Annotated in this window: 13 protein-coding genes; 8 read left to right on the forward strand and 5 right to left on the reverse strand. The window is 68.3% G+C overall.

The window, feature by feature from the left end; genetic code table 11:
• Positions 1-40 precede the first annotated feature (40 nt).
• Positions 41-1,405 carry a DUF5343 domain-containing protein gene (locus DFW101_RS02270; RefSeq protein WP_009179914.1) on the reverse strand — a complete coding sequence of 455 codons (1,365 nt, stop codon included), beginning with the start codon at positions 1,403-1,405 and terminating at the stop codon, positions 41-43.
• Positions 1,406-1,856: 451 nt separating this feature from the next.
• On the opposite strand from DFW101_RS02270, the gene DFW101_RS02275 reads away from it, so the two are divergent.
• From DFW101_RS02275 to DFW101_RS02295, 5 genes are all read left to right on the forward strand, one after another.
• Entirely contained in the window at positions 1,857-4,706 is a 2,850-nt protein-coding gene (locus tag DFW101_RS02275) for an FAD-binding and (Fe-S)-binding domain-containing protein (RefSeq protein WP_009179915.1), read from the forward strand.
• Between the two features lie 210 nt (positions 4,707-4,916).
• Positions 4,917-7,796 (forward strand): caspase family protein, encoded by a 2,880-nt coding sequence (locus tag DFW101_RS02280; protein ID WP_009179916.1) that lies wholly within the window; start codon positions 4,917-4,919, stop codon positions 7,794-7,796.
• Positions 7,797-8,026: 230 nt separating this feature from the next.
• Entirely contained in the window at positions 8,027-8,845 is an 819-nt protein-coding gene (locus tag DFW101_RS02285; RefSeq protein ID WP_009179917.1) for a class I SAM-dependent methyltransferase, read from the forward strand.
• A gap of 11 nt (positions 8,846-8,856) precedes the next feature.
• The gene (locus tag DFW101_RS02290; RefSeq protein WP_009179918.1) at positions 8,857-9,129 is read left to right on the forward strand and encodes a hypothetical protein; all 273 of its coding nucleotides are present in this window, start codon (positions 8,857-8,859) and stop codon (positions 9,127-9,129) included.
• 701 nt (positions 9,130-9,830) lie between these two features.
• Positions 9,831-14,249: a DEAD/DEAH box helicase gene (locus DFW101_RS02295; RefSeq protein WP_009179919.1), complete on the forward strand. Its 4,419-nt coding sequence runs from the start codon at positions 9,831-9,833 to the stop codon at positions 14,247-14,249.
• A 121-nt stretch (positions 14,250-14,370) separates the two neighbouring features.
• Here the strand turns inward: DFW101_RS02295 and DFW101_RS02300 are convergent, their stop codons facing one another.
• Positions 14,371-14,763 (reverse strand): hypothetical protein, encoded by a 393-nt coding sequence (locus DFW101_RS02300; RefSeq protein WP_009179920.1) that lies wholly within the window; start codon positions 14,761-14,763, stop codon positions 14,371-14,373.
• A 140-nt stretch (positions 14,764-14,903) separates the two neighbouring features.
• Here DFW101_RS02300 and DFW101_RS02305 point away from each other — a divergent pair, with 140 nt between their 5' ends.
• Positions 14,904-17,939 carry an NAD-glutamate dehydrogenase domain-containing protein gene (locus DFW101_RS02305; RefSeq protein ID WP_009179921.1) on the forward strand — a complete coding sequence of 1,012 codons (3,036 nt, stop codon included), beginning with the start codon at positions 14,904-14,906 and terminating at the stop codon, positions 17,937-17,939.
• A 21-nt stretch (positions 17,940-17,960) separates the two neighbouring features.
• Here DFW101_RS02305 and DFW101_RS02310 read toward each other — a convergent pair whose 3' ends face one another.
• Complete coding sequence (locus tag DFW101_RS02310; RefSeq protein WP_009179922.1) at positions 17,961-18,695, reverse strand: tetratricopeptide repeat protein; 735 nt, start codon at positions 18,693-18,695, stop codon at positions 17,961-17,963.
• A 19-nt stretch (positions 18,696-18,714) separates the two neighbouring features.
• On the reverse strand, positions 18,715-19,794 hold the full coding sequence (locus DFW101_RS02315; protein ID WP_009179923.1) for a tetratricopeptide repeat protein: 1,080 nt from the start codon (positions 19,792-19,794) through the stop codon (positions 18,715-18,717).
• Between the two features lie 865 nt (positions 19,795-20,659).
• Here DFW101_RS02315 and DFW101_RS02320 point away from each other — a divergent pair.
• A complete protein-coding gene (locus tag DFW101_RS02320; RefSeq protein ID WP_009179924.1) occupies positions 20,660-22,678 on the forward strand; it encodes an ATP-binding protein in 2,019 nt (672 codons plus the stop codon).
• Positions 22,679-22,769: 91 nt separating this feature from the next.
• Entirely contained in the window at positions 22,770-24,725 is a 1,956-nt protein-coding gene (locus tag DFW101_RS02325) for a molybdopterin-dependent oxidoreductase (RefSeq protein WP_009179925.1), read from the forward strand.
• Positions 24,726-24,834: 109 nt separating this feature from the next.
• On the opposite strand, the gene DFW101_RS02330 is transcribed toward DFW101_RS02325, so the two are convergent.
• Positions 24,835-25,146: a (2Fe-2S) ferredoxin domain-containing protein gene (locus DFW101_RS02330; RefSeq protein ID WP_009179926.1), complete on the reverse strand. Its 312-nt coding sequence runs from the start codon at positions 25,144-25,146 to the stop codon at positions 24,835-24,837.
• Positions 25,147-25,155 lie beyond the last annotated feature (9 nt).

Raw genomic sequence — 25,155 nt, forward strand, 5'->3', positions numbered from 1 at the left:
GTTTGCCGCGGGAAGGGCGCGGCCCGGCCGGGCCGGCGGGCTAGAGGAAGTTGTTTTTGAGGCTCGTGAAGATGGCGTCGTAGACGTCCGGATCCCGGCTTTCCGGCAACACCAGCATGATGCGCCGCAACAACAAATCTTCCGGGACGTCTTGGCCGGCCTCTGGGCCGGCATTCCGGCGCGCCTGCCCGGGGTCTCCGGCATCGGGGCCGGTTGCGGCGGCTGCGTCCCCCGGCGTGCCGGCATCAGGCTCCGGGGTGGCCCTGGCCCGTACGTCGCGGAGGAGCGCGAGCAGCGTTTCGCCGGCAAGCGTGTTTTCCGGCGTGTCGTCGGCCGGAAGCGGGGGCAGAAGTCGGGCGGCCGGTCCGGCCGGAAGTTCCGTGGCCGGGGCCGGACCGGCTTCGGCCAGGTCCGGGACCAGGCCCTCCGGGGCAGCCGAGGCCGGGGCGACAGCCGCAAGGAGAAGGGCTTTCTCCGTTTTTTTCCGCTGTGGCCAAGCGTCCGCCGGGGATGCGGCCGCGGCCATGGCCGTCGCCACGACGTCCAGGCGCGGCGTGGCGACGGCCGCCGGCACGGGAGCGGACAGGACGCGCGTCAGACCCTGTCCCGGAGACGAGGCCTGGGCCGCATCGTCCAAAAAGGCCAACTCCTCGCGCAGGGCCTGCTCCTCCAAGGCGTCGTCGAGATCCAGGACAAAGGATTCCTCCGGCTCGGCCGCGGCCAGGCCGGGGCCGCCCGCAGCTTCCGGGGCTTCCGGCGGGCCGAGGGGCCGAGCGAGAGCGGCCGGCGGTCCGGCAGGGGGCGGTGCTGGTTCGGAAAAAGCCGTCTGGTCCGGGGGCTGGCGCGTGCCTTGAACCTCGATGGTGAAAACCGCCGCCGGCCCGGACTGCGGTGCGTCCGCCACGGGCGGCAAGGCGTGGCCGGCCGGGGAGGCTGGTTCCGGCGGCAGGGCGGCGGCCGGCTCGTCTTCGGTCCCGGCCTCCCGGCCAAGGCCGGCGTATTGGCACAGGGCCAGAAATGTCTTGGCGATGCCAGCGATCATGATGTCGTTTTTGTTGTCGGCATACAGGGCCTTGAGCTTTTCGAAAATCTCGTCCGCGCTTGAGGCGTACGCGTCGGCGCAGAGGCTGAAAAGGTCCTGGTAGGCGTCGGCGATGCACTGGGCCAGGGTCTGCTTTTTCTCCCCCGCATGGAAGGCGTGATACCGTCCGGTCGGCGTGCCGTCGCTGGTAAGGAATCCCAGTTCCCGGAGGATGTCCACGAACGGCCGGTCGATGGCAAAGCGGAAACCGAGTTGGGCCAGGAAGGCGGCGTCGAATTTTTCCGGGATGGAAGCCTGGGCCATGGCCTGGAAGTAGCGGGGAAGCGCACTGGTCTTCAAGGAGTAAGCACTCGGAAGCGACATATTTTTTCCCAACAGCTTTCGAACGTAAGAGTATGGCAGTCGCGGAAGAGGACACGGCCGGGAACGCTGCGGTGAACGTGGCCCGCAAAGCGGGTTGCAGCAGCTTTTTTTGCCGGAACAGTCCCTGGCGGCGGTTGCCCGCCCCACGCACCGGTCTGGTGCCTGCGCGCTGCCGCCGGCCGGCCATTGCGGCGCCTGCCATTGATGGCCGGAGGGGACGGTTGCGCGTGAAGCCGTCGCTGGCCACGGGCCAAAACCTGCTCTCAGCATAAAAACTAGCGCATACGTAGTCTATTGCAACCCCCTTTCCGTTTCAAGCCGGTAATCGTTTTTTCCTGTGGTCCGTTCTCGCCGTTCCCGGTTCCCCTGTTCCGCATTGCCCGATTCTCCCAAATCATGGCATAAGAGGTTCGTCCATTTTCCTACGCGCCGCATCCAGGAGGGCACCGACATGTCCCAAGTCAGCCACGCCGGCAACCTGCCGCCGGCCCATCAGGCCTTTTTCGAGCGCATAAGCGCCTTCATTCCGGCCGAGCGCATCTTTCTCGGTCCGTTCCACAATCTGGCCCTCGGCGATGACGCCAGTTTCTACCGCCTGGTGCCCAAGATCGTGGTCAAGGCCAAGACCGCCGACGAGGTTGGGCATCTCTTGCGGGCCGCCTCGGCCGAGCAGGTGGCCGTCACCTTCCGCACGGCCGGCACGAGCCTGTCCGGACAGGCCCTGTCCGATTCGGTCCTCGTCTACTTGGCCGGGCACTTCAAGGGGCTGCGCGTCCACGCCGGCGCCTCCCATGTCAGCCTGGAGCCCGGCGTCATCGGGGCCGAGGCCAATTTCCACCTCGCCCCCCACGGCCGCAAGATCGGCCCGGACCCGGCCTCCATCGGCGCCTGCATGGTCGGCGGCATCGCGGCCAACAATTCGTCCGGCATGTGTTGCGGCACGGCGGAAAACAGTTACAAGACTGTGGAATCCATGAAGCTTGTCTTTGTGGACGGCGACGCCCTGGATACGGCCGATCCGGTGTCGCGCCGACGGTTCGTGGAAGGCCACCCGGAGCTTGTGGCCGAACTGGCCGCCATCCGGGCCGAGATCCTGGCCGATCCCGAACTGGCCGACCGGATCCGGCGCAAGTTCAAGATCAAGAACACCACCGGCTACGGCCTCAATTCCTTTCTCGACTTCGAAGACCCCATCGATATCCTGCTCCACCTGATCGTCGGTTCCGAAGGGACCCTGGCCTTTATCAGCGAAGTCACCTACCGCACCGTGGTCGAGCATCCCTTCAAGGCCTCCTCGCTCATGATCTACCCGACCATCGACGCCGCCTGCCGGGCCGCGGTGGCGCTCAAGGCCGGCACGGTCGCGGCCGTGGAGCTCATGGACCGGGCCTCCCTGCGTTCGGTCGAGGACAAGCCCGGCATGCCGGCTTATCTCAAAGAACTCGGCGAGGACGCGGCCGCCATCCTGGTCGAGGTCCGGGCGGCGGACAAGCCGGGCCTGCTCTCCCTGATCGAGGCCGCCCTGGCCCGGGTGGAGGGCATCGAGCCGGTCTTTCCGGTCCTGTTCATGGATGCCAAGGACGACTACGAAAAACTCTGGAACATCCGGCGCGGCCTTTTCACCTCCGTTGGCGGAGCGCGCAAGCCCGGCAGCGCGGTCATCATCGAGGACGTGGTCTTCCCCATCGAAAACCTGGCCGAGGGGGCCCTGGAGCTTCAGCGCCTCATGGCCGTCCACGGCTTTCCCGAAGGCATCATTTTCGGCCACGCCCTGGAAGGCAACCTCCACTTCGTCTTCTGCCCGGACTTCGCCGACCCCGAGGCCGTGGCCCGCTACCAGAAGCTCATGGACGACGTGGCCGCCATGGTCGTCGGCCGTTACGACGGCTCCCTCAAGGGCGAGCACGGCACGGGCCGCAATATGGCCCCGTTTGTCGAAATGGAGTGGGGCAGGACCGCCTATCTGTTCATGAAACGCTTGAAAAGCGCTTTTGACCCGCAAAACCTGCTGAATCCCGGCGTCATTTTAAACGATGACCCCGAGGTCCATATGAAGGACCTCAAATCCCTGACCCAGGTCAACCCGGTCATCGACCCCTGCATCGAATGCGGCTACTGCGAATCCGTCTGTCCCTCGCGAAACGTCACCTCCACGCCGCGTCAGCGCATCACCCTCCAGCGCTACATGGCCCTCTTGCGCAACCAGGGCAGGGCGTCCGAATATCAGGCGTTTCACGACGGCTACGAATATTTCGGCAACCAGACCTGCGCCGCCGACGGCCTGTGCGCCACGGTCTGTCCGGTCTCCGTCGACACCGGCGTCTTCACCAAGGACTACCGCCGCCGGGAGTCCACCGAGCGCGGCCGGAAAATCGGCCGATGGGTGGCCGACCACTACGGCCTGGTCACGGCCATCTCCCGCCAGGGCCTCGGCCTGTCCCACGCCGTCCACCAGGTGCTCGGCACCAAGGCCATGGCCGTCATGACCCGGACGCTGCGCAAACTCTCCGGCGGGTTGGTTCCCTTCTGGACACCCTACGCGCCCAAGGCCGCGCCGAAGATGGAATTTCGGTCCACTTGCCATGGCAAGGGACGGTCGGTGGTCTACTTCCCGAGCTGCACCACCCGGTCCATGGGGCCCTCCGCCCTGGACCCGGACCAGCGGGGGCTCTACGAGGCCACCCTGTCCGTCCTGGCCAAGGCCGGCTACGATGTCATCTTCCCGGAGGGCCTGCGCGAACTGTGCTGCGGCCTGACCCTCGAATCCAAAGGCAAGCGCGAGGACGCCGACCGCAAGTCCAGGGAGCTGGAGACCGTTCTCAGAAAGGCGAGCAACGACGGGGCCATTCCCATCCTGTGCGACGCCAGCCCCTGCCTCTACACCATGCGTTCGAAAATGGAGCCGGGCCTCAAACTCCACGAACCCGTGGAATTTATCACCGAATACTGCCTGCCCCATCTCGACATCACGCCCGTGCCCGAGACCGTGGCCGTGCACGTGTCCTGCTCGTCGGTCAAGATGGGCCTGTCGGCCAAGTTCGCGGCCCTGGCCAGGCTGTGCGCCGTCGAGGTGGTGGTGCCGCGCGGCATCCACTGCTGCGGCTTTGCCGGGGACCGGGGCTTTTTCTACCCCGAGGTCAACGCCGCCGCCCTGGCGGATTTGAAGCCCCAACTCCCGGCCATCACCACCTCCGGCTACTCGAACAGCCGGACCTGCGAGATCGGCCTGTCCTTCCACGGCGGCGTGCCCTACCAGTCCATCGTCTACCTCGTGGACCGGGCCAGCCGGCCGGCGGCGTAGCCGGGAGAACGCCTCCGGCGGCCGGGAGGGGGAATTTCCCCCTCCCGGCTCCCCCGGGAGGCGAGGCTGCAGATTTCATCTTTTGTTTAGAATCGCGCAAGCGCCCGCCGGCCGTGGCTTGGCGCACCGCCGGGGCCGGAGGGCCCCTTGACGCAAAGGTTCGCCGGGACAAGAATGCGCGCCGCCCGTGACCGGGCGAGGAGTGAGCGTATGCGCTTTCGCGTTGTTGTCCTGACCATCCTGTTGACCCTTTCCGCCCTGTGCCGCGCCACGGCCGCCCCGGCCGGTACGCCGCCCGCCGAACCGATCCTTCGCATCGAAACCGGCATGCACACCGCACTTATCAAGCGCATCGCCGTGGACGGCCTTGGCCGCTACCTGGCCACGGCCTCGGACGACAAGACCTGCCGGGTCTGGGACATCAAGACCGGCGAGCAACTCCGGGTCCTTCGGCCCCCCATCGGCCACGACTACGAGGGCCGGCTGTACAGCGTGGCCATGAGCCCGGACGGGCGCTACGTTTTTTGCGGCGGCTGGACCGGCTACGGCTGGGACAAGACCCACAGCGTCTACATCTTCGAGCGCGAGTCCGGCCGGCTGGTGCGCCGCCTGAACGGGCTGCCGAGCGTGGTCAACCACTTGGCCGTGTCCCACGACGGCAACTACCTGGCCGCGGCCCTGGGCGAGGGCGGGGTGCGGGTCTGGCGGCTGTCCGACCTGGCCCTGGTCGGTGGGGACAAGGACTATGCCGGCGAATCCTACGGCGCGGCCTTCGACAACAAGGGCCATCTGGCCACCTCCTGCTACGACGGCATGATCCGCCTCTACCGGGTCACGGACACCGGCATCTCGCTTATTGCCAAGACCAGGACCCAGGGCGGTACGCGTCCTTTTTCCCTGGCTTTTTCCCCGGACAACACCCAGCTTGCCGTGGGATTCACCGACACCACGGCTGTGACCGTCCTTGACGCCGAAACCCTTTCCCTGCTCGGTGCCCCGAACCTGACCGGCGTGGACAACGGCAATCTGGCCTCGGTGGCCTTTGCCGCCGACGGGTCGCTTTTGGCCGCCGGCCGGTGGGTCACGGACCGGGGCTGTCCGGTCCGCCGGTTCAAGCCGTCGGATTTCGTGGCCTACCAGGACCTCGACACCGGCAAGTCGGCCGTGGTCACCCTGTGCCCCCTGCCCGACGGCGGCCTGGCCTACGGCACGGTGGCCCCGCGCTGGGGCGTGCTGCGCCCGGACGGTTCCTTTGGCATGACCCGGTCGCCGGCCATCCGCGACTACCGCTCCTCGGCCCGCACCTTCTACCTCGACCGGACCGGCGAATCCGTCGCTTACGGCGCGACCCCGAAGAAGGGGTTTTTTCGCTTCGCCCTGCCCGGCCGGGACCTGCGCCAGATCGACGCCCCGAGTTCGGACCTCGTCGCCCCGCGCATCCAGGCCCCGGGCCTGGCCGTGACCGGCTGGGAAGGCGGCCGGGCCCCGGCCGTGAACGGCCAGCCGCTCAAGCTCAAGGAATTCGAAACCGCCTTCTCCCTGGCCATCTCCCCGGATGCCCGTCGCTTCATCCTCGGCACTTCCTGGAACGTCCGGGCCTTTTCCGCCAGCGGCGAGTCCCTGTGGCAGACCCCGGCCCCGGACGCCGTCTGGGCCGTCAATGTCAGCGGCGACGGCAAGGTGGCGGCCGCGGCCATCGGCGACGGCTCCATCCGCTGGTACCGCATGGAGGACGGCCGGGAGATCCTGTCCTATTTCCCCAATGCCGACGGCAAGCGCTGGGTGCTGTGGACCCCGAACGGCTACTATGACGCCTCGTCCGGCGGCGAGGACATGATCGGCTGGAACGTCAACAACGGCCCGGAGCAGGCCGCCGACTTCTTCCCGGCTTCGCGCTTCCGCGACGCTTTCCACCGGCCCGACGTGGTGGACTTGTCCCTTCGCACCCTGGACGAGGACCGGGCCCTCGCCGCGGCCAATGCCGCCCGGGGCGGCGACGTCCGCTCGCCCTCGGTCCTGACCGCCCGGCCGCCGGTGGTCGAGATCCTGTCCCCGGCCGCCGGCCAAGCCTTTGCCTCGCCGGACATGACCGTCAAATTCGCGGTCAGGAGCCCCGGCGGCGAGGACGTGACCGCCGTGCGCCTGCTCGTCGACGGCGCGCGTGTGGCCGAGGACCATCCGACCCTGTCCGGACGCGGTTTCGAGCCGAGTGTGCTCCAGTCGAAGATCACCCTGCCCGAGCGCGATGTGGTCCTGTCCGTGGCGGCGGATAATAAAAACGGTCCCTCCGCTCCGGCCACCGTGCGCCTCAAATGGGCCGGCAAGGCCGCCCCGGCCGCCCCGCCGGCCTCCAGGCTCTATGTTCTGGCCATCGGCGTCGGCCAGTACGCCGACAAGTCCCTGGCCCTCCAGTACCCGGCCAAGGACGCCCGCGACTTCGCCGAGGCCATGGGCATGCAGAAAGGCAAGCTCTACGGCGACGTCACCATCCGGGTGCTGACCGACGCCGCCGCCACCAAGGACGCCATCCTCGACGGGCTCGACTGGATCGAACGCCAGACCACCCAACACGATGTGGCCATGATCTTTTTGGCCGGCCACGGCGTGAACGACAAAAACGGGGACTACTACTTCCTGCCGAGCGCCGTGGACCTGGAAAAGCTCCGGGCCACGGGCCTGCCCTTCATGGAAGTGCAGAAATCCATCCGCAACATCGCCGGCAAGACGCTTTTTTTCGTTGACACCTGCCACAGCGGCTCCGTCATGGGCGACGTGAAGCGCCGTGGCATGAGCGACTTGAACGGCGTCATCAACGAACTGGCCAGCGCCGGCAACGGCGCGGTCGTCTTCGCCGCCTCCACCGGCCGCCAGTACTCGCTGGAAAAGCCGGAATGGGAAAACGGCGCCTTCACCAAGGCCCTCGTCGAAGGCGTGCTCGGCAAGGCGGATGGCCGCCGCACCGGCCGCGTCACCTTCAAGATGCTCGATCTCTACATCTCCGAACGCGTCAAGGAACTCACCCGGGGCGAACAGACCCCGACCACCGGCGTGCCCGGCACGGTCGAAGACTTCCCCATCGCGGCGTATTGAAAGAGATGAAGATGCCTCCGGCGGCCAGGAGAGGCTCTGCCTCTCCTGGACCTCTCCGCCGGGGGGGATCATCCCCCCCGGACCCCCTGAAAGGGGGGGCCTAGCCGCTGGCGCCGAAGTTCGCGGGGAGAGTCTTCCTTTTCGAGTGTCCTTGCGAAGCTGTTTCAACGCCGGGGGACTCTGGCGCGCGGCACCGTGAACGCGGATCAGGGAGCCGGGAGAACACACCTATGGAAACGCCTGACGTGGCAAAGGGCGCCAATGCCGCCCGGTTCGACGGGCTGGCCGATGTGTACGATGCCAGCCGGCCGGCCCCGCCGTCCGCCATCGCGGACGTGCTGTGCCGGTATGCCGGGGTGCGCTGGCCGAAGCTCGTGGTGGACATCGGCTGCGGCACGGGCCTGGCCACCCGGCTGTGGCTCGGCCGGGCCGCGGCCGTGGTCGGCGTGGAGCCGGGGGACGACATGCGGCGTCGGGCCATGGCCTGCGCGGCCGGGCTGCCCGGCGGGGAGGCCATGGCCTTTCGCAAGGGCACGGGCGAGGCCACGGGCCTTGCCGACGGGTGCGCGGATATCGTGACGGCCAGCCAGAGCCTCCACTGGATGGACCCGGAGCCGACCTTTGCCGAGGTGGCCCGCATCCTGCGCCCGGGCGGGGTGTTCGCGGCCCTTGACGCGGACATGACGCCGTCGTTCGGCGGCCCGGCCGAGGAGGCGCTTTTCGCCATGCGCCGCAAGGCCCGGGCCCTGGAGGAGAAGCTGCGCCTGACGGGGGTCAGGCGGTGGGACAAGGCCGGGCATCTGGAACGGATGACGGCTTCGGGCCGGTTTCGCTTCACGCGCCAGATTCTCGCCCACCGGGTGGAGCCCGGGAGCGGCGAGCGGCTTGTCGGGCTGGCCCTGTCCTTTGGCGGCGTGGCCGCCCTGCTGGCCCACGGCGTGGACGAGGCCGCCTTTGGCCTCGATGCGGTGCGGCGCGAGGCGGCGACCATGGGACCGGACCCGGTGCCGTTTCACTGGAGCTACACCGTGCGCCTGGGCGTGCGGTAGGGATAGTAGCCATGCCGGAGCGTCCGCGCTGGTGGGTGCTGGCCCTTGGCGGTCCCTACGACCCCGATGATTTCGACCAGCGGGAGGCGGTGCGGGTCCGCTTGCGCCAGGAGCTCCTGCTGCAGGCCATCGTTCCGGACGAGTACGTCTGGGTCTGGGACGAGGAGAACCGGGCCCAGCTCGTGCTTCGGGTCTGCCCGACCCGGGCGGCGGCCGAGTCGTACGCCGCCTACCTGACCGGACGCGGGGTCGAGGTCCGGGTCTGCCGCATGCAGCGGGAGTAGGGGACCGGCCCACCTCGTGACGCACCTCTTTCCCCGGTTCCGATTGCCGGGATTTGATCCTTCCCTGTTCCTTTCCTGTTCCTAACTCGTACGGGCCTGTTCAAAACTTCCTCGTCTGTGGCTTTTTTTGTTCCTCGCCTGTTCCCAGGCTGTTCGCAGGTCGTCACCAGCCTGTTCCTGGTCTGTGCGTAACGGCCTTTTCGGCTGTCGCTTCCCTGTTCTCAATTATGTTTAGATACTGAAATAATAACATTTTTTAAGTAGCATCCTCCCCGATGCCAAGCCGCGCCCGTGTCCCGAAGGCCAGGCCGCCCGGCCGGGAGCCCCACGGCCGGGAAACAGGCTCCCAGGACCGGCAGCGGAGCCCGCAGCCAGACGGGAAACGGCGCCGCACCGCCAGGAGAATGCCCCAGTACCGGTCGAGGCCGTTCCTTGTTCGCAACCTGTGCCTTCCGCCGCCAAAACTGTTCCTTTTGTGTGCGGAACCTGTTCCTGACCGCCCTCCAGGCAGGGCCTCGTCTGTTCCTTACCTGCCTCGGCGGTGAATATTCCGTGTTCCTTTCACGGGTCAAAAGTGTTCTAAAACTGTTCCCTTTATGTTCTTAATTATGTTAATTAGATGATATAATTGTAATTATTTTCAAAAGAAGCGAGCGGGAAAAGTTTTGCCATCCCCGGCCCGGCAATCGTATCCTTCTTCCATGCTGTCCCTGTTTCATCCCCTCGTTGCCCGCTGGTTTTCGGAACATGTTGGAAAACCGACCGATATCCAGGAATTGGCCTGGCCGAGGATCGCGGCCGGCGAGCATGTCCTGGCCGTGGCCCCGACCGGGTCCGGCAAGACGCTGACCGCCTTTTTAAGCGCCCTAAACAGTCTGGCCACCGGCGCCTGGCCGACCGGCCGGGTGTCCGTGGTCTACGTCTCGCCGCTCAAAGCCCTCGGCACCGACGTGCGGGCCAACCTGCTCACCCCCCTGGCCGGCCTGCGCCGGGCCTTTGCCGCAGCCGGGGAGGACTTTCCCGCCTTGCGGGCCGAGATCCGAAGCGGCGACACCCCGTCCGAGGACCGCCGCCGCATGTTGCGCCAGCCTCCGGAAATTCTCATCACCACGCCGGAATCCCTGAACCTCCTTTTGAGTTCCCAGGGCGGGCGGGGCATGCTCACTGCCGTTCGGCTGGTCATCCTGGACGAAATCCACGCCGTGGCCGGTTCCAAGCGGGGGGTGTTCCTGCTTTCGGCCGTGGAGCGGCTGGCCGGTCTGGCCGGGGAGTTCCAGCGGGTGGCCCTGTCGGCCACAGTCTCTCCCCTGGAAACCGTGGCGGCCATGGTCGGCGGCTTTGTCCCCTCGGGCGACCTGTCCGATCCGGTCCTGACGCCGCGCCCGGTGGCCATTGTCCAAAGCCGGGCCGAGAAACGGATGGATGTGCGCGTGCATTTCGCGCCGTGGCCAGACGACCGGCCCCCGAGGGCGTCTTTCATCCAGATCCTGGCCGACGACGTTCGCCGTCGCATCCTGGCCAACCGGTCGACCCTGGTTTTCGTCAACAGCCGCAAGTTCTGCGAAAAGCTGGCCCGGCTCATAAACGACGACCAGCCCGAAATCCTGGCCTATGCCCACCATGGGTCCCTGTCCCGGGAACTGCGCCAGACCGTGGAGTCCCGACTCAAGGCCGGGGAGCTGAAGGCGGTCGTGGCCACCAATTCCCTGGAGCTTGGCATCGACATCGGCGCGGTGGACGAGGTCCTCCTGGTCGAGTGTCCGCCCACGGTCAGCGCGGCGGTCCAGCGCATCGGCCGGTCCGGCCACCGGGTGGGCGAGGTCAGCCGGGCGGTCTTTTTGCCGACCACGGAAAAGGACCTGCTCGAAGCGGCCGTCATGGCCCGGGCCGCCCATGAGCGCGACATCGAACCCATCCGTCCGGTGTCCGCACCCCTGGACGTCCTGGCTCAGACGTTGGTCGCCATGTGCGGGGTCGAGGCCTGGGACGTGGACGCCTTCTACCAGGCCGTGCGCCAGGCCTGGCCGTACCGCGACCTTTCCCGGCGGGCCTTCGACCTGACGCTCGCCATGCTGACCGGCCGCTACGCCGCCACCCGCATTCGCGAACTGGCCCCGCTTCTGGCCGTGGACGCCCTGGACGGCACGGTCGCGGCCAGAAAGGGGGCGCTCTTGCGCCTCTATGCCTCGGGGGGAGTCATCGCCGACCGGGGCTATTATGCCCTTCGCCGCCAGGATTCGGACGGGCGCCTGGGTGAGCTCGACGAGGTCTTCGTCTGGGAGGCGCGCCTTGGCCAGGTCTTCGCCTTCGGGGCCCAGAACTGGCGCATTGAGCGGATTACCGACGCGGACGTGTTCGTGTCGCCGGCCCCGGCCGGCAGTGTCCCGGCCCCGTTCTGGCTCGGCGACGCCCGGTCCCGGGACCGTCATTTCTCGGACCTTCTGGCCCATTTTCTGGAAGAGGCTGACGTTCGGCTGGACGATCCGGCCTTTGGCGAAGAGCTCATCCGCGACCATTGCCTGGAACCCGGGGCGGCCGAAGCGCTCCTCGGCTACCTGCGCCGGCAAAAGGAGGCGACCGGCTCCGGCCTGCCCCACGCCCGGCACCTGCTGGTCGAGGTGACCGCCACGGGCCCGGGCGGGGCTCCCGGCAACCAGGTCATCCTCCACGCGCCGCTTGGCCTTTCGCGCACGGCCCCGTTGGCCCTGGTCCTGGAGGCGGCCCTGTCGCGAAAATACGGCCACGCCATTCCGGTTTTCGCGGGCAACGACTGCGTGGCCGCGACCCTGCCCGGGGAGATCGATCCCCTGGACATGCTGGAGGCCGTGCCGGGGCGTGCTGTGGCGGGCCTCCTGCGGGAGCGGCTCGAAGGCTCGGGCTCCTTTGGCGCGGCCTTTCGCGAGGCCGCCGGCCGGGCCCTGCTCCTGCCCCGGGATGGGTTCGGCAAGCGCCAGCCGCTGTGGATCACCCGGCTTCGGGCCAGAAAGCTCCTGGCCGCCGTGGCTTCCCACGGCGATTTTCCCATGGTGCTCGAAGCCTGGCGGGCCTGCCTGGTCGACATCTTCGACCCGGCCGGGCTTGAGGAGTTCCTGGCCGGGGCCAGGAGCGGGGCCGTGGCCGTGACCGTGGCCCACACCCGCGTCCAGAGTCCCTTTGCCGCGGATCTCGTCTGGCGCCACGTCAACGAATACATGTACCTGACCGACGCCGGTACTGTCGCCGGCCCAAGCGGTGTGCGGCCCGACCTCGTGGCCGAGGTGGCCCGGGGGCCGTCGCGGCCGGCCGTGCCGCAAGCCGTGGTCGAGGCCTACGTGGCCAAGCGGCAGCGCCTTTTTCCGGGCTACGCCCCAAGTGGTCCGGCCGAGCTGCTCGAATGGCTGAAGGAACGGGTGGTGGTGGCCGGGGACCAGTGGCAGGCCATCCTGGCCGCCGTGGCCCGGGACCACGGGGAGGAGCCGGCCGTTCTCGAGTCCGCCCTGGCCCCGAAGCTGGCCCGCCTCCGCGTGCCCGGGCTGGCCGAACCGCTCGTTGCGGCCCTGGAGCGGGCCCCGGACATCGCCCGGGCCTTGTACGGCGATCCGGCCCTGGCCGCGCCGGTCGATCCCAAGGCCAAAGTGCCGCGTCTTGCCGCAGCCACGGCCGAGGAAACAGCCGCCGCCCGCGAGGCCTTGCTCGTGGAGTGGCTGGCCTTTTACGGCCCGCTCTCCATGGACGAAATGGCCGGGTTCCTGGGAATGCCGGAAACGCTTCTGGCCGCCGTGGCCGACGATCTGGCCGTTGCCGGCCGGTGGGTGTCGGGAGAACTGGTTTCCGGCCGGGAGGGGACCCTGTGGTGCGATGCCGGCAGCTTCGAGACCCTGCTCCGCCTGGCCCGGGCCGCCCGACGGCCCGGACTCGCCGCCCTGCCGGCCAGCCGGCTGCCGTATTTCCTGGCCCGGTGGCAGGGGCTGGCCCGGCCGGCCGGGGACGCCGAGGGGTTGGCCGAACACCTGGAGCGCCTGGCCTGCCTGCCCCTGGCCGCCGGCCTGTGGGAGGCCGACGTGCTGCCGGCCCGCTGCCGGGCCTACGACCCCGCCTGGCTCGACGCGGCCCTGGAGACGACGGGACTGGCTTGGTTCGGGGCCGGCCCGAAAAAAGTGCTCTTCGCCCGGCCGGACGACCTGGATCTGGCCGGCTTTTCCCCGCCCGCCCCGGACCCGGGGCTTTTTCCCGATCCCCGGGCCGGCTACGACTTTTCCACGCTCCTGGACATTACGGGCCTTTCGCCCACGGCCCTGGCCGAACGGCTGTGGCAGGCGGCCTGGAAGGGCCAGGCCACGTGCAATTCCCTGGCCGTGCTGCGCCGGGGCGTGGCCACGGATTTCACGCCCGAGGCCGCCTCGTACGAAGCCTCGCGCCAGGGCAGGCGAAGCCTTCGCCGCACCAACCCGGCCCGGTACGCCGCCGCCTTGCCCCTGGCCGGCTCCTGGCGGCAGCCCCGGGTTCCCGAGCCGCCGGACGATCCGGTTGCCCGCGAGGAGCTGGCCATGGACCGGGCCCGGCTGCTGCTGGCCCGCTACGGCGTGGTCTGCCGCGACGTCATCGGTCGCGAGGCCGCGCCCTTCGCCTGGGCGGGCATCTTCCGGGCCTTGCGACGCATGGAGCTTTCCGGCGAAGTCGTGTCCGGGGAATTTTTCGCCGGCTTGTCCGGGCCACAGTTCGCGACCGGCCGGGCCGTGCGGCTTCTGGCCGAGGGACTTCCCGGAACCGACGCCTGGTGGTGCGCCGGCCGGGACCCGGCCGCCCTGTGGGGCCTCGGTCCGGCCGGAGAGGGCTTGCCGTTGCCGCGCCGGGCCGCCGGCAGCTACGTCGCCTTTGCCGGCAGCAGTCCGGTGTTGGCCCTCGAAGCCGGGGGCGGCCGCCTGTCCACGGTCCTGCCGCCGGACGCCGCCGCGCTCCCGGAGGCCCTCGCCCCGCTGGTCCATCTGCTGACCCGGCGGGTCCGGCCCGAGGCCCGGGTGGCCGTGTTGACGATCAATGGCGGTCCCGCCGGGGAGAGCCCCTACGTGCCGGTGCTGCGCCAGGTCTTCGAAGTGGTGCGGGAGCGGCGCGGGCTGACGCTTTTTCGCGGGAGGGGGTGATGGGGGAGCGGGGAAGCGAGAGAAAAGAGCCTCCGGCGGCCGGGGGGAATGATTCCCCCCGGATCCCCTCGATGGAAAACAGGCGGGGGCGTGCGCGCCGGAGCGAGAGTGGTGGGGAAGGTCAGCGGGCCGCCCGGCCCGTGCCGTGGTACATTTTGGCTTCGGTCTTTTCCGGCTTCTTGGCCAGGTAGTGGTACTGCCGGGTGGCCACCTCGGCGAACCGGGACAGGATGGCCGGCAGGTCCGATTCCTTCATGATGGCCGCAAGCGGGGCATGTCCGGCCAGGCGCGGCGAAAAGACGTAGGCCGGCGTCTCGCCCGGGGCCAGGGAAATGTCTTCGTAGGCCAGCTCGAAATCTGTCGTGCCATCGGACAGGACGTTGTTGAGCAGGTCGAGCATCGTATAGACGAAGAATTTCTGCACATCGGCCGTGGATTCGGCCAGATTCATGCTTTCCCGGAAGCGGGGGAGCAGGCCGTTCTCGATCTTGGTGTAAGACGCGACTTTCGTCATGGTGCCTCCTTGGTTGGGGGTCTGGCCGACCATACCGGATTCCTGTCGGCAAGGGTAGGGCGGCTTGCCATTTTTCCCGCCTTTGTCCAAGACTGGTTTCCTGGCGCGGCCCCGGCCCGCCGCAAACCAAGGAGCCGCCCATGCCCCTGCCCGAGCGTCCCGAATCCGGGGCCTTTCTGGCCGCCGTCAGCCGGGATCTGCGTCGCGATGCCGAAAGCCTCGTTCCCTGGTTTCTGCACAACATGCCGGACTACTATTTCCGGACCCACGGCCCGGACGAGCAGGCCCGCCATATCCGGACCGTCATCTCCGGCCGGGTCCTTTCCGGCGGCCAGTCGGCCACCCTGTGGAACCCGGCCCGCACCCGCGTCACCCGCATCGCTCCCAACGGCGCCCCCTCCCTGCTCGAGCACCTCCGCGAGCTGACCACGGCCAACATCCGCACCTCCCGGCTCTACGCCACCCTTGACGGCCGCCTGCGCCTGGACACCTTTCTCCTGGAGCCGCAGCCGCCGGTCGGGGCCGGCAGCCGGGCCCTGCGCGAGGCCGTGGCCCTGATGTTGGCGGGCGGGCATCTGCCGCCGGGCCGGGAAAAGGAGTTCATCGCCTTTTTGCGGGGGGCTCCGGCCGATTACGTGGAAAAGTTCGATCCCTTGCGGGCCGCCCGGCACTTCGCCCTGGCCCGGGACCTGGCCGGCCGGGACGCGGTGCGGGTGGAACTCCACCTCCTGCCGGGACAGGCCGAAAGCCGGGTGGTGGTGGCCATGCGCGAGGCCCCGGAGACGGGGCTGCTCTTGCGGGTGGCCCAGACCGTGCTGGCCGAGGGCCTGCTCGCCATCCCGCGCGGCTATTCCGACCGCTTCAGCCTGCCGGGCGGCGACTTGTCGGTCATCAGCCTCTACGTCACACGGGAAGGCGGGGTGCTGACGCCGGACGATCCGCTGTGGGCGCGCCTCAAACGCCGGCTCAAGCGGGTGAAGTGGACGGCCGCCCACGGTCTGGACGTGCTGGTGGCGCGGGAGGGCTTCGCCCCGGAAGCCGTGGAACTGCTTTCGGCCGCCTGCGAGTGCGTCCACCAGCTCCTGGTCCGCCAAAACCTCCATGCCTTCACCTCGGAAAACATCGTGCGCGCGGTCCTGGCCCATGTTCGCCAAGTCAGGGCCTGCCTGGCCTTTTTCGAGGCCCGCTTCGATCCGGCCCTTTTTGCCGGGCGCAAGGAGGCCGCGGCCCGGGCCCTGGCCGAGGCCGGGTCCCTGGCCAGCGGCCTCGAGGACGAAGTGGCCCGGGGCGTGTTCGGCGGGGTGCTGGCCTTTTTCGGCCAGACCCTTCGGACCAACTACTACCTGCCGGACCGGTTCGGGCTGGCCTTCCGCCTGGACCCGGCCGTGCTGACCGCCGTGCCGGCCGGGGTTCCGGCGCCAGCCGGGGAGCGGCCCTTTGGCCTCTTTTTCCTCCACGGTCCGGGGGGCCAAGGATTTCACGTCCGCTACCGGGAGATGGCCCGGGGTGGCGTGCGGCTGGTGCGCACGCGCAGCCAGGAGCAGTTCGAGCTCGAATCCAACCGTCTTTTCACCGAGGCCAAAAACCTGGCCCTGTCCCAGCAGTACAAGAACAAGGACATCCCCGAAGGCGGGGCCAAGGCTGTGCTGCTCCTCGGTCCCGGGGCCGATCCGACCCTGGCCCTTAAAAGCGCGGTGGACGGCCTCCTCGACTGCACGCTTAGCGGGCCGGACGGGGCCATGCCGGCCGAGGTCGTCGACTACCTCGGCCGGGAGGAACTCCTCTACCTCGGCCCGGACGAGGGTATCACCCCGGACCACATCCGCTGGATCGTGGCCCGGGCGGCTCGGCGCGGGGCCAAGTGGCCGGCCGCCTTCATGAGCTCCAAGCCCGAGTCCGGCATCAACCACAAACGCTACGGCGTCACGAGCCTCGGGGTCCTCGAATTCGCGGACGCGTTTTTGCGCGAGGCCGGCATCGACCCGGACGCCGAGCCCTTCACGGTCAAGATCACGGGCGGCCCGGCCGGGGACGTGGCCGGCAACGCCATCCTCCAGCTCATCGCCCGCTATGGCGGGCGGGCCAGGATCGTGGCCGTCAGCGATGGCCACGGCGCGGCCTTCGACCCCCGGGGCCTGGACCACCGGGAACTGACGCGGCTGGTGCGCGAGGAACGCAACATGGCGGCCTTTTCTCCGGAGCGTCTCGTCGGGCCGGGGAGTTTCGCGGTCCGGGCCGACACCCCGGACGGGGCCAAGGTCCGGGCCTCGCTCCACAATACCGTCCCGGCCGACCTCTTCATCCCGGCCGGCGGCCGGCCCGACACCCTAAACGCCGGCAACTGGCGGGACTTCTGCGATGCCGACGGCCGGCCCTCGGCCCGGGTGATCATCGAAGGCGCGAATCTCTTCCTGACGTCCGAGGCCAGGCTCCATCTGGAAGCGGCCGGGGCCCTCATCGCCCCCGGACCCTCGGCCAACAAGGCCGGGGTCATCTGCTCCTCGTATGAAATCCTGGCCGGCCTGGTCATGACCGAGGCCGAATTCGCGGCCGTGCGCCGCCGCTATATCAGGGAAGTGCTGGCCATCCTTGGCCGCAAGGCCCGGGCCGAGGCGGCGCTGCTCCTGCGCGAGCGGCGGCGAAGCGGCGGCCGGGTCGGGCTTGTGGCCCTAAGCCGCGAGGCGTCGCAGGAGATAACGGCCGTCAAGGACGCCATCATCGCCGCCCTGGCCGACGCCCCGCCCGTGGCCGACGATCCGCTTCTGGCCCGGCTCGTGGCCGACCACTGCCCGCCGGTGCTGGTGACAAAGTATTTCGACCGGCTCCTGGCCACGGTCCCGGCCAGCTACCTCCAGGCCGTGGTGGCGGCCCAGGCCGCTTCGACCATCGTCTATGCCGAGGGCCTTGGCTGGCTGTCGCGCCTGTCCGGCTTGCGGGACCTGCTGGCGGTGGTGCAGACCTACTACGCCGAGGCCGACGCCGTGGCCGCCCATGTGGCCGCCATCCGCAAAAGCCGCCTGCCGGGCCGGGCGGCCATCGAGCGGATCTGCCTGCGGGCCGGCCGCCGGTTATTGTCGGAGGAGGCGCTCGGGCTGGACGTGCCCGGGCCGAGCCGCGAGGACGAGTCGATAGTGGTGGAGGGAAACGATAGGGACAAGGGGAAGAAAGACAAGTAAACACCGTGGAGGGGACAATATTTAAATGTCCGGCAGCGGTTCCTCGCGGCGGGGGCCGTCCCAGATGCGGGTAAGCAGGCGCCGGGCCTCGGCCAGGTCCGGGTTCAGGGCCAGGGCTTCGCGGGCGGCGGCTTCGGCCTCGGGCAGGCGGTTTTGCTCGAAGTAGACCCGGGCGATGTTGAGCAGCAGGTGGTCGTCGTCGGGCGAGAGTTCGCGGGCCCGTGAATAGTACTTGTGGGCCTCGTCAAAGAGCCTCTTTTTGCGCAGGCTGATGCCGAACTCATTGAAGAGGTGCTTGTGCCGGGGCTCGAAGGCTTCTTCCAGGCGGACCAGCCGGTCGAAGATGTAGGTGGCCTTGTCGGTCTTGTCGAGCGCCAGGTAGACCAGCCCCAGGCCGAAGTTGGCCCGGATGTTGTCCTCGTCGATGCGCCTTATTTTGTGGTATTCCTGCTCCGCGTTGGCCGGCTTGTTGGTGGCCCGGTAATGGTCGCCGACAAGCAGCGGCTGGCTGAGAAGCCGGTAGCTCAGGTCCGGCTCCAGGTGGTAGTCCTCGAAAAGCTTCTCCCGACTGATCTCGAAAGGCTGGCCCTGTCGCTTGAAGTCCATGTCCAGGCTCTGCACCTGCATGCGGCCCGTCTCCAGTTCCTTGACGAACCAGTAGGTTTCCGACAGCGCGGCCTGCTTGGTCGTGCCAAAACCGACCTTGATGGTGGTTTTGCAGGAAAAGATGCCGGAAATGCGGGTTTCTTGCCCCATGGTGCTCCGATGGCCCGGATCAGGCGTCAAGGGCCAAGCCGGCCGGACCCGGCGCGGCGGGGCCGGCCGCGCCGGGTCCGGAAAGCCCGTCGTATTGCTTGGCCCGCAGCTTGGCCAGGAGCCTGCGGGCTTCCTGGAAATCCTCGCGCAGGGACGCGGCCGTTTCCAGGTGGGCCATGGCCGCCTCGTAGTCGTTGGCGAAGATGCAGGCCTTGGCGATGTTGTAGTGGAGGTTTTCGTCGTTGGGCGTCAGGTGCAGGGCCTGGGTGTAGGCGTGGAGTGCCCCCGGGTAGTCGCCCTTTTTGCGCAAGTCGATGCCCAGGGCGTTGTAAGGGTTGATGGCTTCGGGATTGGCTTGCAGGATCTCGACGAAGAGTTCCTTCAGTTCGTCGAGGCGGTCCTGGAGGGCCAGGATGGCGGCGGACTTGTCGAGGCAGGCCCGGAAAGCCTCGTCGTCGCCCTTGCCCTGGTAGGCGTGGGCCATGCCTTTATAGGCTTCGGCGTAGAGGGCGTTTAGCGCCACGGCCTTGTTGAAGGCCACGATGGCCTTGCCGAACTTCCGCCGGTGCAGCGCGTCCATGCCCTTGTTGAAATACTCCACGGCCTCGTTTTGCTCTTCCACGAGCTCGGAAAATTCCTCGATGGCCTCGTCGAAGCGGCCTTGCTCGATCAACTCCCGGGCCACCTCCAACTGGGCCGTCTCGATCTCGTCCCCGGCCGTGGTTTCAAAGGCCATGTCGAGGTGCCGCTCGAAGGTCTCCATGGAATAGGGGCGGATGACGTAGCCGTTGCAGCCGGCGGCGATGGCTCCGAGCACGGTCTGCAGGTTGCTCTCCGGCGTCACCATGATCGCCGGCACAAGCGGCGTGCGCCTGGCCTTGCGCAGCGCCTTGAGGCAGGCGCTCCCCTCCATGTCCTTTACCGCCGCGTCGATAAGGAGCAGGTGCACCTCCTGTCGCCGGACCGGTTCCAGGGCGTCTTCCAGCGTGTCGTAGACCTGCGCGCTTTTGACGCGTAGCTTGATGCAACACTGTTTGTCCCGAGCCGCATGGTGCAGGTTGTTGGTCAGGATGGCGACGGTGATTTCTTGGCGATCCATGGTCTCTCGCAGTGCCGGACCGGGCGCGCATCGGTCGCAAGAGGCCGGGCGGACGGTCGGCAGAATGCGTGTGCAAAAAGTGTGGCGTTTCACGGCGCGGGACGGCCCGGCTGCAACGGCCGATAAAGCGTCCGGCCGACCGGCGGCAATCCTGTACACGCCATTCCAGCCTCCTTGCGGAGAGAGAACCTGCGTGGCGCAGGGCTGCAGCACGGGATGACGGGGGTGTCGGAATTCCCCGTTAGGCCCGGGCCTTCATAAGACGACATGCCAGGACGTTTTTCCTGTCCTACCACGGCCCCGGGCCAAATCCAAGGGCAATTCGAAGCGTAAAGCCAAGGCCTCGGCGGTTTCGGCATCTTGACGGCATGTCGTCACTGTGGCCGCTTTGCGTGCGACGTCCGGGCCGAGGGGCGGCAGCCTCTTTTTTAACATCCTGCAATAGCGCATTTTTTTTGAGAATCCTGCAGGCACGCCCCCTGCAATGAAGGAAGCGTCGCAGTTCCGTACAGGGAACAAGTCGGAGAACGAAGTGCAGGAGTCGGGGAGAGGCGCGGCCGGGTGGCTGCGCCAGGACTGCAAGGGACTGCGACAGCCGCGCCCGGGGCAGGGTACGCTTGGACGTATCGGTGCGCGGCGGGTTTCCGGGGGACGCTCGCGGTCCCCCTTTTTGCGTTCGGGTCCGGACCTGTGGCCGGAAAACGGCCACAGGGGGGAAGGGACTTGCGAACGAGCCCGGATCGTGCCTTAAAGGGGGAAACGGCTTTTCCAGGCGTCATGCGGGGAGTGCCTTCGGTTTTCCCGGGAATCCTCCGGTTTGTCCCGCCGGACCCGGAGGCGCGTCTTCTGTCTGGCGGGGGGTGACATGAAGGTTTTCGGGCTGTGGCTTGAGGATGCGGCGGCGCGGTTCGCGCCGGCCCTGGCGGCGGGATACGCCCTGGAGCGGATCGGGAGCGAGGCGGACCTGCCTGCGGCCCGGGACGGCCTGCTCGTGGACGCGGCCGTGCTGTTGCGCCATGCGGCGGCGGTGGCCGCGCGCAAGGCCGCATTCGGGCAAAGGCTTTATCCGGTGGTGGCTCTCCTCCCTGCCGACGCCGACGAGGCGGCCGTGGACCAGGCCCTGGCCGTGGCCGACGAAACGGCCCGGCTGCCCCTCGTCCCCGCCGCGCTGGCCCGGCGGCTGGACCTGCTTGTGGCCCTTGGCCGATCGTCCGAAAACGCCCGGGACCCCGATGCCTGCCGGCTGCGTACCGACGCCGCCCTGCGGACGGCCACCGCCGACTTGTCCTCCCGGATCAAGGCTCTCACCTGCCTCTCCGAGGTCCACGGCGCCATCCAGCGGTTCAATCAGCCCCGCGAAGACCTCTTCCGGGCCGTGGCGGCCCTCCTGCCGCCGGCTTTCGCCCGGCCGCAGCGGATCCAGGCCCGCGTGGTGGCCGATGGCGGGGAGTTCGCCTCGCCGGGGTTTCGGCCTGGGCCCTGGCGGCTGGTCTTTTCCCTGGCCGGATCGGGCCAGCCGGACGCGGTCCTCGAAGTCCATCATGACGGGGAGGGCGGCGGTACCGAGGCCGAGGCCTTTTCCGACGGGGAGCGGGAGCTGACGCGTCTTGTGGCCGAGCGCCTGGAGCGGACCATGGCCCGGCTGCGCGACGACGCCGCGCTTGGCCGTGAGCGCGAATTCTCCACCCGGCTCATGGAGACGCTGCCGGGCGGCGTGGTGCGCCTCGACAGAAGCGGAAACATCGTCTTTTGCAATCCCAGGGCGGCGGACATCCTGGAACGCGAGGTGCGGGCCGGGGAGGCGGCGGCCTTTGCCGGCCCGCAATTCGATGCCACGGCTCTGGACGGCCGGCGTCTGGCCCCGGACGAGCATCCCGTGTCCCTGGTCCTGGCCACGGGCCGGCCCGTGTACGATACGGTCCTTTCCATTGCCCGGCCGGGCGGCGGCCGCCGGTTCTTGTCGGTCAGCGCCGCGGCCCTTGTCGGCCCGGACGGGACCATCGAGGAGGTGGTGGCGAGTGTGACCGACATCACCCGGCAAAAAGACATGGAACGCCAACTGGCCCATGCCCTGAAGATGGAGTCGCTTGGCCAGCTGGCCTCGGGCATCGCCCACGAGATCAACACCCCGATCCAGTATGTGGGCGGCAATCTGGAATTTCTGGCCACCACCTTCGGCCGGCTGGTGGCGCTCCTCAACAGCCTCGGCGCGGCCGCCCTGCGGCCCGAATCAAAGGAATGTCTGGCCGCCGAACTGGCCGGCCTGATCGGGGACGAGGAGTTGCGTTTCCTTCTGGAAGAGACGCCGGACGCCCTGCGCGAGTCCCGGGAGGGCCTCGACCGGGTGGCTTCCATCGTCTTGTCCATGAAGCGGTTCGCCCACCCGGACCAGGAGGCGCCCCGGCCCGTGGACGTGGGCGAGGCCATCTGCGACACGCTGGCCGTGTCGCGCAGCGCCTGGAAATACGTGGCCGACGTCGTAACCGACATCGAGCCCGATCTGCCGGCCGTGTCCTTTGTGCCAGGGGATTTGAACCAGGTGCTTCTGAACATCCTGGTCAACGCGGCCCAGGCCATCGGAGAGAAAAACGCCGGCACGGGCGGAAAGGGCCGGATCCATATCGCGGCCGCACGGCGGGGCAACGCCGTGGAGGTGTCCGTCCGCGATACCGGGCCGGGCATTCCCGAGGCCCTGCGCTCCCGCATTTTCGATCCCTTTTTCACCACCAAGGCGGTGGGCAAGGGCACGGGCCAGGGACTGGCCATCGTCCATGCGCTGATGGCCCGCCACCACGCGGGCCTTGATTTCCTCTCGGCCCCGGGGGAGGGGACGACCTTCGTCCTGACCCTGCCCCTGGCCGGGCCGGAACAGCTCACGGCGTGACCGCACGCCTGTTGCGCCGGGGGCCATCCCTCGGTATCCTCGGACGTTGGCGTCGCGGCATCCTGGATCACGCGCGGCGTCCGGAGGATCGATGGCCCAGGAACAAAGGACCGTTGTCGCCACCTGCACCCGGGATTGCCCGAGCGCCTGCGGGTTGCTGGCCCATGTGGAAGGCGACCGGGTGGTCAGGCTCGTCGGCAATCCCGCCCATCCCGTGAACAAGGGCACGGCCTGCCGCAAGGTGCCGGCCTTTTTGCGCCGCATGTACAGCCCGGAACGGGTGCTGACCCCGCTGCGAAAACGCGACGGCGCCTGGGCCCCGGTTTCCTGGAAGGCGGCCCTGGACGAGATGGCCGACCGGCTGCAGGCCTGCCTGGCTGAAGACGGTCCGGAATCCATCCTCCACTACATGGGCTTTGGCGAGCGGACGGCCCTTAAAATTCTCAATGCCCGTTTTTTCGCCCTGCTCGGCGGGGTGACGACGCTCGCCGGCACGCTTTGCGGCGGCACGGGCTACGCCGCCCAGAGCCTCGATTTCGGGCCCCGGGTGTCCCACGATCCCCTGGACCTCGAAAACGCCCGGACCATCGTCTTTTGGGGCCGAAACCCCGTGGCCACCCAGCACGGCCTGCTGCCGCACGTGCATGCCGCCAAAAAGCGGGGCGCGAAAATCATCCTGATCGATCCGCGCGCCAGCGAATCCGCCGCCCTGGCCGACGTCCACCTGCGCCCCAAACCCGGCCGAGACGCCTTCCTGGCCCTGGCCGCCGCCAAGCGGATCGTGGAAAAGGGCTGGGAGGACCGGGAGTTTCTCTCCCGCCACTGCGACGGCCTGGACGCCTACCTGGCCCTGCTCGGCCGCCACTCCCTGGACGAGCTGGCAACGGCCTGCGACGTGGAGCCCGCCACCATCGACGACCTGGCCCGGGCCTATGTGGCCGGCCGGCCGACGGCGACCCTCCTTGGCTGGGGCCTGCACCGGTTCACCCATGGCCACGAGCTGGTCCGGGCCGTGGATGCCCTCGGCGCGGTGTCCGGCAATATCGGCCTCCCTGGCGGTGGCGTATCCCAGGGATTCGAGGAGTGGGGCCCCTACGACCAGGACCTGTGGGGCGAGGGGCTGCACCCGCCGCGCCGCAGGTTCCTCATGCCGCAGATCGGGCGGGAGATTCTCGAAGCCAAGGACCCGCCGGTCAAAATGGCGGTCATCACCGCCGCCAATCCGGTCTGCATGGCCCCGGATTCCGGTTTGGTCGCCAGGGCCTTCGACAGCGTGCCGTTCGTCGTCCACATGAACCTCTTTCTGGACGACACGGCCGACCATGCCGACCTTTTCCTGCCCTGCGCCGCCTTTTTCGAGCAGCGGGACCTGGTGGCGAGTTTTGGCCACAACCACGTCGGGCCGCTCGTGCCGGCCGCGCCGCCGCCGGGGGAGTGCCGGTCCCAGTTCGACATCTTCATGGACCTGGCCACGCGGTTTCCCTTTGCCAAGGACTTCGTCAAGACGGACGAGGAGTGGCTGCGGCTTCTCGCAAGGCCGCTCTTGGAGAAGGGCGTGGCCTGGGACGACCTGCTGGCCGGGCCGGTGCGCATCCCGGACGCGCCCATGGTGCCCTGGGCCGGGAAGGTCTTTGCCACGCCGACCGGCCGGTTTCAGCTCGTTGCCGACATCACCGACTGTTCGGACTGCCGGCTCGGGACCCGCTATCCCTACCATTTCCTGACCCCCGGCGGGGCGGAGCACCTGTGCTCGGAGCGGGTGCCCGGCGACCACGGCGGCCCGGTGGTCGTGACCATGGCGACCGACGAGGCCATGCGCCTCGGCATCGCCGACGGCGGCCCGGCCCGGCTGGTCAGCGAACTGGGGACGCTCGCCGTCACCGTGCGCCACGACGCCAACGCCCGGCCGGACGTGGTGGCCTGCGAACGCGGCGGCTGGATCAAGGCCGGACAGGGGGTCAACCAGCTCATCCCGGACCTGGTCAGCGCCGTCGGCCAGGGAACGCCGTATTACGAGGCCCGGGTGGATGTGGAGAAGGTTCCATGATTGCCTGAGAGAGGCACATCGCGAAAACAAAGCCGCCCCGCTGGGTCCGTGACAGCGGGGCGGCTCGTTTATGGGAATCCATCCAAGCGGTTGGCAAACCGGCATCTCTTTAGGGCAGCAGGTGGTCCTCGCAGGCTTCCCCATTTTCCAGGGCGTCGAGGAGCTCATCCACTTTGTCTTCGCTATCGATCCCTCTGTACCACCAGTTCTCGGGCATCACGACCACAATCGGCCCCTCTTCGCATTGCTTCATGCAGCCGGTGCTGACCACTCGTGCGTCGATGTCCCGGTCGAGGATGCCTTCCTCGAAGTAGCCAAGCAGGTTGTGCGATCCTTTTTTATGGCAGATACCCTTGGCTTCGCCCTTGACGCGGAAACTCGCGCAGACGTTGATCAGGTATCGCGGCTTTTCAATGGGCATGCGTCTCGT

The sequence above is a fragment of the Solidesulfovibrio carbinoliphilus subsp. oakridgensis genome (assembly GCF_000177215.2).
GTDB classification, from domain to species: domain Bacteria; phylum Desulfobacterota; class Desulfovibrionia; order Desulfovibrionales; family Desulfovibrionaceae; genus Solidesulfovibrio; species Solidesulfovibrio carbinoliphilus.